The sequence below is a fragment of the Salegentibacter sp. genome (genome assembly GCF_041642575.1).
Lineage (GTDB): Bacteria > Bacteroidota > Bacteroidia > Flavobacteriales > Flavobacteriaceae > Salegentibacter.
Map to the genome: position 1 here is coordinate 1 of NZ_JBEPWD010000081.1, position 8,995 is coordinate 8,995.

9 protein-coding genes are annotated in these 8,995 nt (G+C 45.3%); 2 read left to right on the forward strand and 7 right to left on the reverse strand.

Annotation, left to right across the window (positions count from 1 at the left end; genetic code table 11):
- Window positions 1–356: 356 nt before the first annotated feature.
- Both ACESK1_RS10590 and ACESK1_RS10595 read right to left on the reverse strand, forming a co-directional pair.
- Window positions 357–896, reverse strand: coding sequence for a hypothetical protein (locus ACESK1_RS10590; protein ID WP_372920152.1), 540 nt, complete (start codon window positions 894–896; stop codon window positions 357–359).
- Window positions 897–923: 27 nt separating this feature from the next.
- Entirely contained in the window at window positions 924–2,081 is a 1,158-nt protein-coding gene (locus tag ACESK1_RS10595) for a zinc-dependent alcohol dehydrogenase (protein ID WP_372920153.1), read from the reverse strand.
- A gap of 277 nt (window positions 2,082–2,358) precedes the next feature.
- On the opposite strand from ACESK1_RS10595, the gene ACESK1_RS10600 reads away from it, so the two are divergent.
- Together ACESK1_RS10600 and ACESK1_RS10605 are read left to right on the forward strand one after the other, a co-directional pair.
- Complete coding sequence (locus ACESK1_RS10600; protein WP_372920154.1) at window positions 2,359–2,883, forward strand: HD domain-containing protein; 525 nt, start codon at window positions 2,359–2,361, stop codon at window positions 2,881–2,883.
- A 93-nt stretch (window positions 2,884–2,976) separates the two neighbouring features.
- The gene (locus tag ACESK1_RS10605; RefSeq protein ID WP_372920155.1) at window positions 2,977–3,465 is read left to right on the forward strand and encodes a YqiA/YcfP family alpha/beta fold hydrolase; all 489 of its coding nucleotides are present in this window, start codon (window positions 2,977–2,979) and stop codon (window positions 3,463–3,465) included.
- Between the two features lies 1 nt (window position 3,466).
- Here the strand turns inward: ACESK1_RS10605 and ACESK1_RS10610 are convergent, their stop codons facing one another.
- From ACESK1_RS10610 to ACESK1_RS10630, 5 genes are all read right to left on the reverse strand, one after another.
- Window positions 3,467–3,673 carry a DUF1059 domain-containing protein gene (locus tag ACESK1_RS10610; RefSeq protein ID WP_372920156.1) on the reverse strand — a complete coding sequence of 69 codons (207 nt, stop codon included), beginning with the start codon at window positions 3,671–3,673 and terminating at the stop codon, window positions 3,467–3,469.
- A 105-nt stretch (window positions 3,674–3,778) separates the two neighbouring features.
- On the reverse strand, window positions 3,779–4,726 hold the full coding sequence (locus ACESK1_RS10615) for a DUF3365 domain-containing protein (protein ID WP_372920157.1): 948 nt from the start codon (window positions 4,724–4,726) through the stop codon (window positions 3,779–3,781).
- A gap of 123 nt (window positions 4,727–4,849) precedes the next feature.
- Entirely contained in the window at window positions 4,850–7,105 is a 2,256-nt protein-coding gene (katG, locus tag ACESK1_RS10620) for a catalase/peroxidase HPI (RefSeq protein ID WP_372920158.1), read from the reverse strand.
- A 155-nt stretch (window positions 7,106–7,260) separates the two neighbouring features.
- Window positions 7,261–8,505 (reverse strand): hypothetical protein, encoded by a 1,245-nt coding sequence (locus tag ACESK1_RS10625; protein ID WP_372920159.1) that lies wholly within the window; start codon window positions 8,503–8,505, stop codon window positions 7,261–7,263.
- A gap of 99 nt (window positions 8,506–8,604) precedes the next feature.
- Complete coding sequence (locus tag ACESK1_RS10630; protein ID WP_372920160.1) at window positions 8,605–8,847, reverse strand: winged helix-turn-helix domain-containing protein; 243 nt, start codon at window positions 8,845–8,847, stop codon at window positions 8,605–8,607.
- Window positions 8,848–8,995: the final 148 nt, after the last annotated feature.

An 8,995-nucleotide genomic window follows, 5' to 3' on the forward strand; every position in this document is an offset into this window, starting at 1 on the left:
AATAGGTGCGGGTTTTAAAGGATCTAATCGAATTTAAATCTGGCTTATTGCACATTTAAAAAGACGGTCACGAAGATGACTACAAAAACTACTATGCCTATGGCGGTGAGTTCTTTGTAGTACCTCTTGATCCAGTTAAGAAATGTAAAGTTCTGATCCATATCTTCTGTTTTTATAGTAGATAGGTTCACGGAATTAGGACAGGGAATAAATTAAAGAAAAAGTGCCTTGTAAGAAATGGGGGAAAACCCTTATTTTTGATTAAGTAATTTCTTAAAATTCAAATTTTTAAAAGACCAGGTTTCTAAAAAAAACCTAAACCTTCTGAGTTGGCTCAACCGGTTTCTCCTGATAATTTAATGCAGCATTTTTCTGTCTTTCCCATTTTTCATCAGGAATAAGGTGAGCCCAAGACCGGTGACTAAAGCAGCCGCACCTACCTTCATGAGAAAATTGCTTTTGTTGTACTTTAATTCTGCATTCCAGCCTTTTTCAGCAAACAGATTCGGGACGTGACCTTTTTTTAGATCATCGATAATCCCTTCAATTTCATTGATCCTGTCGGCCATTATAAGGGGCATCCAACGCCCTAAGCTGGATTCACTTTTCTTAAAGGCATGTCGCCTGATCCTCCCACTCAATCCCGAGGGGGGAACTGAAGTTCCAAAGACGGCTGTGAGATTAGGGCGTTCTACCGACCGGAGCACCTCAATTAATTCCGGTTGCTGCTGGGGGCGTTCCCAGGTATAGCCTTCGTGTTCCTCATCAGTTCGCTTTTTCATGGGATAGGTAGGGTCGTTCTTGGGATCGGCATCTATTCCCCATCCTTTTATATGACTGTGATCACCGCCTTTTTTATTGGTGAATTCTTCAGGTTTTGTTTCCTCTGTTTTCATGATTTTAATTTTCTGGTTAATAGATTTTTAGGAGCTCACTGTTGGCGGGATTAATACCGGTTTAATACAATTGTCGAGTTTTGCGGAGAAGATATGATAGCCTTCAGCCACTTCTTCCAGCGGAATACGATGAGTGATTATTTCCTTAGGATTCAATACGCCCGATTTAACATGGTCGATCAACCTGGGCATTAGTCTTTTTACCGAAGTCTGGCTGGCCCTGATAGTGATTCCTTTGTTCACTACATTCCCTATGGGAACAAGCGCATCGGTGGGACCATACACTCCTACCACAGAAACTATCCCTCCTTTTTTTACGGAGTTTATCGCCCAGTGCAGGGCGGTGGTTGAACCTCCCTGCAGCAGCATTTTTCTTCCCAGCAGGCTGTTCATTTTGTCTCCGGAAGCTTCGGCTCCTACAGCGTCTATACAAACATCCGCGCCCAGGGAATCTGTGATTTTTTTAATAAATACCACCGGATCTTCCAGTTCTTTGAAATTATATGCTTCACACTGTGCATAGTCGCGAGCAAATTCCAATCGGTAATCGAGCTTATCAATAAGAATTACCCGCCCTGCTCCAAAAAGCCAGGAGCATTTTGCGGCCATAATTCCTATAGGCCCGGCTCCAAAGATCACCACGGTATCTCCTTCCTGGATGCCACCCATTTCCGCAGCCTGATAGCCGGTTGGAACAACATCGGTTAAGAGTACGGCATCATCTGGATCCATCCAATCAGGTATCAGGGTTGGGCCTACATCGGCGTAGGGCACCCTCACATATTCTGCCTGGCCTCCGTTGTATCCCCCGGCAGTGTGGGAATAACCGAATATCCCACCTGCGGCGGTAGACTGGGGATTTGCCTCATGGCACTGGCCGTAAAGTTCTTGTTTGCAAAAGGCGCATTTTCCGCAGGCAATATTAAAAGGAACCATTACCCGGTCTCCCACTTTTAATTTCTCTACCGCAGATCCTGTTTCTACTACTTCTCCAATAAATTCATGGCCAAATGTGGAGCCTACCCGGGTATCGGGAACGAGGCCGTGATACAGGTGCAAATCCGATCCGCAGATGCAGGATCGTATCACTTTTACAATTGCATCTTCAGGATGCTCTATTTCGGGGGTGGGACTGTTTTTGTCTGCACGGATCCTGAAAGGTCCGCGGAAATTCATTGCTAGCATAATTTCTTTTTTGGTGGTTTTTCTACTTCATTTTATCCAGGCTTTTCTAATCCACTGGAAATGATTCCATTATTAAATTACTAAAAGATATAACCGGCTAAAAGCTATTTAACTTGAGTTTAATGCGGAAGGCTGAAAAGTCATTATTTTTTGTGAAAGTTTTATTAGGAGAAAGCTTATTTCAGAAATTTCCAAGGCAGTCTGATCCCGGGTTATTAGATTTTTCTGAATTGATATCTTGAAAAAATCCTGTATTTTAAGCTTAAAGAATCTAGCTATGGAAAAACAAGCCCTGGAATTCGCCCGGAAAGCGCATGGAGACCAACAGCGAAAATATTCCGAAGAAGCATACATAGAACACCCCATTCGCGTGGCGGAACTGGTGAGAAGTGTCACCCATACTCCTGAAATGATTTGCGCCGCCTACCTTCACGACGTGGTAGAGGATACCCCGGTTTCCCTACAGGATATTGAGCGGAAATTCGGTGGAAAGATAGCGGCTCTGGTGGAAGAGCTTACCGATGAATTCGAGAAGAAGAATTATCCTCATCTTAACCGCCAGCAACGCAAGCAGAAGGAAGTCGAGCGGCAGGCAAAAATGAGTACGGAGGCTAAAACTATCAAACTCGCCGATGTGATAGACAATACCCGCGATATCCTTAAAAACGATCCCGGTTTTGCCCGAAAATACATCAGGGAGATGGAGGCTTTAACCGAAGCCTTGCAAGGTGGGGATTTTCAACTGCTCATGCGAGCCTGTTACGAGGTGCAACGCGGAATTATTCAGCTAAAGAAAAATTGAAAGATCATTTGCCCCCGCCATAATTTGTCGGTTTTAAGCCTTAAATTTAGGAGTGATTGTTAAAGTGATTTCTAAAAATTTAAATTCTAAAATATGAATATTCTATACCTGCACGGACTCGAAAGTAAGCTCAATGAAGCTAAACGGGTGCGGCTTCAGAAATACGGAAAGGTCTTCGCACCTAATATCGATTATCATAACATCCCCAATGCCATAGAATGGGTGCTGGGTAAATACGCCGACACCAAATTTGACGCGGTGGTAGGTAGTAGTATGGGAGGCTTTGCCGGCTATTATATTTCCGATAAGCTCGATGTGCCGGCTCTGTTGTTCAATCCTGCATTAAAAACCCGCTCCACATTTCAGCAGGTACCGGAAATAAACAGGAACTCTTCGGCATTTAAACAGCTGGTGATAGGGCAACGTGATCCCGTGGTTAAACCGGCCGATACCTTAAATTTTCTGGGAGAACATTTAAACGGGCAAACAGACCTTCATCTGCACCTGCGGCCCGAAATGGAACATCGGGTGCCATTGGATTGCTTTGAGCAGGAACTGAAGACATTCTTTAAAAGGATATAAATTACTGATTCATTTTCACATCATCAGCCGGGCTGTGCTTTTCATTCCTTACCAGTCTTTCCATATCCTCACGCATTTGGTCACTGGGTTCCTGGCCGTGTACTTTCAAAGCGTGGATTTCAGCGAGACGTAGAATTTCTTCTTTGTCATCTCCGTGGATCTCCAGCTTACATTCGAAGCCGGCATCGCGACAATGATATACTTTCATAACAAGTGTTTTTTTCGATAGCAGTTTAAAAGTAGCTAAAAAACACCTTGGCGGAATTTTATTTAATTCGCTTTTAAGGTTATTTAGGATTTTATATAGACTGGATCACTCCTCCAGTTCTATACTCCAGATTCCCCTGACTTCATTTTCTGAGTAACCAAGAGCCTTATCCTGAGGATAGAGTTCTTTTATTTTCTGTAACACCTCGGGCTTCATCTCCTCCGGTTTTCCGTGGCATTGCAAACACATCTTGTTGGTCACTATGGGATAGTAGAATTTGCTCTTCCCTTCCTTAGGGATCACCACCGGGGCAGGCTCAGTGCTTTCTTTTATGTTCTGTTTGAAATGTGTTATATAATATTTCTCCTCCTTATTGGCTGCATTATCAGGATTTCGGTTCTTGTCTGAAACCCTTTTAATTTCTACATTATATTCTTCCTCCATTTCCGCGGTGAGGGGCATAGCTTCCACATTACAGAAATCCAGCGCATAAATGGGGCCGCCTTCCTCCATGGCTTTCATTAAATTCTTCCCAAGTTGTTGCTGGGTGGCTTGTGCGATCTCCATACCTGTTTTAGCTAAGGTGTTTTCCTGGGCATTCTGTCCCATTCCCATTCCCCGACCATGCATTCCGCCGCCACCGTGGCCTCGCATCTCAGGTAATTCTGCGTCATATAGATATTCCGCGATCTGAGTTATCACCGAATCAGGAAACTCCTGGTAGGGCATAAGTCCGAAGTTTCTGATAGCTCCATACATCCGGGCCTTTTCCTCTGTGGGCTCCTTTACAAAATTCACAATATCAGCAACAAAATCCTCTTTGCTGATCCCTTCTTCTAAATAATGCATCTGCACCATACTCATCGGAGGTGCCAGGCGGGTACCGCTTTCAGGGGAGTGACAGGCATAACAGTATTTTTCCATCAGGGCTTTTCCGGAATGCTCCTGCGAGGCGCTTTCGGCAGCCAGGTCAGTTTCCTCGTAAGTGTCTTTTTTGTCCTTGCAGGAAGCGACTAAAATTATCAAACTGAGCAATAAAATTATTCTTTTCATCTTATGATTGATTTCTCATCTAAAGATACTAAAGAATTGATTTGGAAAGATTCTGAATTATGCCACGACAAAAAAAGGTGACCGGAACCCCGATCACCTTTTGTCTTAATTTATTTGTTGAAATTATTTCAGATCATACCTGTCAAGATCCATCACCTTGGTCCAGGCTTTCACGAAGTCCCGAACGAATTTCTCCTTCGCGTCTCCGCATGCATAGACTTCAGCCAGGGCTCTCAGCTCAGAGTTTGATCCGAAGATAAGGTCAACCCTTGTTCCGGTCCATTTTTGCTCTCCACTGGACCTGTCGCTGCCTTCAAATAAATCCTGCTTATCTGAAGTCGCTTTCCAGGTGGTTCGCATATCCAGTACATTCACGAAATAATCGTTGGTGAGCTGGCCGGGACGTTGGGTAAATACCCCGTGCTTAGATCCGTCGAAGTTGGTATCCAATACCCGCATTCCGCCTAATAGTACGGTCATTTCCGGCGGAGTAAGCGTGAGCAGCTGGGCTTTGTCTACCAGCATCTCTTCTGCGGAAGTGGATATGTGTTCGCTTTGTTTTGTATAATTTCTGAAACCATCTGCTCTCGGCTCCAGTGGTTCAAAAGCTTCAGGGTCGGTTTGCTCGGCAGTGGCATCCCCACGCCCTGCACTGAAAGGCACATTTATATCATGTCCTGCATCTTTTGCCGCCTTTTCGATTGCTGCATTTCCACCTAACACGATAAGGTCGGCTAAAGAAACTTTTTTGTTGCCGGACTGGTTATCATCGAAATCTCTCTTGATTTCCTCAAATTTCCTGATCACCTTTTGAAGCTGGGGCGGATTATTCACTTCCCAGTGTCTCTGTGGCTCCAGGCGGATTCTTGCACCATTGGCGCCCCCTCGTTTATCTGAGCCCCGGAAAGTTGAGGCCGAAGCCCATGCGGTGGTCACCAGCTCTGAAACCGAAAGTCCTGAATCCAGGATCCTTTGCTTCAGATCGGCAAGGTCATTATCGTTCACCAGTTCATGATCTGCTTTTGGGATCGGGTCCTGCCAGATAAGTTCTTCTGAAGGCACTTCAGGGCCAAGGTAACGGGAAATTGGTCCCATGTCCCTGTGGGTTAGTTTATACCAGGCTTTGGAAAAAGCTTCGGCAAACTCCTGCGGGTTTTCGTGGAAGTGTTTTGAGATCTTCCTGTACTCCGGATCTTCTCTTAAGGAAACATCGGTGGTGAGCATAAAGGGCGCATGTTTTACTGACGGATCGTGGGCATCAGGAACAGTTCCTTCTCCCGCATTGTTCTTTGGTTTCCATTGCCAGGCTCCTCCCGGACCTCGGTGACACTCCCATTCAAAACCGAACAGGTTATCGAAGAAAAGATTGGTCCATTGTGTGGGTTTCTGAGTCCAGGCGCCTTCAATTCCACTTGTGATGGTATATTTTCCATTTCCGGTACCGTAGCTGTTTTTCCAGCCAAGACTCATTTCGGTGATATCTGCTCCGGCAGGCTCCATGCCTACATATTTCTCGGCATCAGCCGCACCGTGAGTTTTTCCGAAGGTATGTCCCCCCGCGATCAGGGCTACGGTTTCGTAATCGTTCATCGCCATTCTTCCGAAAGTCTCCCTGATATCCTTCGCTGCGGCCACAGGATCGGGATTTCCGTTAGGGCCTTCCGGGTTAACGTAAATAAGTCCCATGTGGGAAGCTCCCAGGGGATCTTCTAAATTTTCTTTCTGGTATCGTTCCTTGTTGCCAAGCCATTCTCCTTCCGAGCCCCAGTAGATATCATCTTCGGGTTCCCAAATGTCTTCCCGGCCTCCGGCAAAACCAAAGGTCTCCAATCCCATGGATTCCAGGGCAACGTTCCCTGCAAGGATCATCAGATCGGCCCAGGAGATCTTCTTGCCGTATTTTTGTTTTACCGGCCATAACAGTAATCTGGCCTTATCCAGGTTAGCATTATCGGGCCAGGAGTTGAGCGGTGCGAATCGCTGGGAACCGGAGCTCGCACCTCCGCGTCCGTCTCCAATTCGGTAAGTTCCTGCACTGTGCCAGGCCATCCTGATAAAGAAAGGTCCATAGTGCCCGTAATCGGCAGGCCACCAGTCCTGACTGTCGGTCATAAGCTCCTTCAGATCCTGCTTCACTGCGGCCAGATCCAGGCTTTTAAATTCTTCGGCATAATTGAAATCTTCCCCCATAGGGTTCGATAGGTTGGAGTGTTGCCTTAGGATATGCAGGTTCAGCATATCAGGCCACCAGTCGCGATTGCTCGTTCCGGTACCGGCGGTTTTTTCGACCGCCCCACCCATAAAAGGGCAGCGACTCGATTCATTAACTTCCCATACTTTGTGGTTATCAGGGTTGTTTGAATGATTGTTTCTATCCATAATTTCAAAGGTTTTAGTGGTTTAGAACTTAAAAATACTATAATTTTTTCTTATTGCTTTTAAATTCACATATTAAATACCTATGATGTTTAGATAAAAACTATGGTGCTCCTAAATCACCTTAATCCTGCTTTTATTTCGACGGATTTGACCGCTTATTCAAAATTGAACAACACCGGAAACAGGAAGGCTACCAGGAAGGTCCAGATGCTGTATATAGGGAGAAAGGCGGCAATGCTTAGGCCCACCGACCGGGTGTCGCCCTTCTTTCTTACCGACTGGAAAAGGCGGTACACCACAATGAGCAGATTGCTGAGGATAAGGATATTTCCACCCAATACGGCGATCCGGTTAGGGGTGAAGCCCCATTCTGAGATTCGGAAAAGGATAGCCGATAATGCTATTCCGTTAATGATCACCGTTACCAGGGATAGGCCCAGCAACATCATAATATTTAACCTGGTCCTGGAGTTGCCCGTGGTTTCAACTACCGAAAAGAGGATAAGCGCCATTACTCCCAGCAGCAGTAAATTAAATATCAGGAGAAACTCCCTGTCGTTATAGGGATCTTTGCCGGTGATCATCACTGCCAGCAGATAGATCACCAGGGTCACTAAAACCACAGGTGTAAATACTTTAGCTATCACGGGAGAGACCTTGCCCACCAGTTGCGGATTGCTTTGTACGAGATAAGTGCCCAGGATAGGAACAGCAGCCAGTCCCCAGACTACTACGTATTCTGAAAAGACCTTTTCAATACTGATGTCTATCAGTTCAAAGAGTCCGAAACTCACCGCGGAAAGAAGTCCGCCAGCCAGCAAAATAATTGCCGACATCACCACCAGGTCGCCGTTGTACCGTAAGAAATCAAGTCGTCTCAGGAGATTTTTCGGCTCGTTTCCGGTGAAACTTAATCCTAACACCATCCATAGAAATAATGGTAGGTGAATACAGGCCAGCAGGAGGGTATCGCTACCTGTATCCGGGGGTAGGGAATTGATATAGAAGGCTGAGATAATGGTAGCTGCTGAAAGGATCAGGATCAATTTATTCCCAGCTTTTCGTTTCCAGGCGAACCAGGCCATCAAAAACGGAAATACAATAAAGCTGATATTCCGCGGATAAAAGAACTCTTCCTCTATTCCGAAGATAGCAGGGATCTTGGCGATTAATCCTGCTAGCAGGGCAGCGATCACCACAAAGGCAAGATCCTTTCCGGAGACCCGTAAGTTCTCATCGGCTTCGTAGTTTAGTCGTTCATGCCAGAAACCGGCCACCGACTGCCCGCTTATTTCAGGGTAAACTCCATTAAATTCCTGCCTGAAGTTTGTTTTGTCACTTCGGTAAAGCCGCTCCAGTTCCCCGGGCTTGTCCAGATTTGTAAGTATTTTGTCGCGCATATACTTTGGTTTTAGCTTAGCATAGAATGCTCTTAATTGATTTCTGTTTTGTTTTAAGTTTGAATTCACTTTGAAATTCAAAGTAGATGGATAAAAAAATTAGGGTTTTTGGGTTTTTATTAGTTTTTCAAGCGTATTCAGATGTTCCTCGAAGGCCGTTTTTCCGGCTTTTGTGATCATGTATCTGGTATTGGGTTTACGGTCTATAAAGCTTTTTTTTACCCCTATGAATTTCTCCTTTTCCAAAGCTTTCAGGTGGCTGGCCAGGTTCCCGTCTGTCACTTTCAGATATTCTTTCAGGGCGGTGAAATCCAGGCTTTCATTTACCGCCAAAGCAGCCATGATTCCTAATCTCACCCTGCTCTCAAAAGCTTTATGTAAACCTTCTATCAACGCTTTCACTTTTCGTATTTCAGGTGCATAAATATTCCATAGACAATATGCATTAGACCAAAGCCCACGGCCCATAAGATGAGTCCGTAGCCCACAA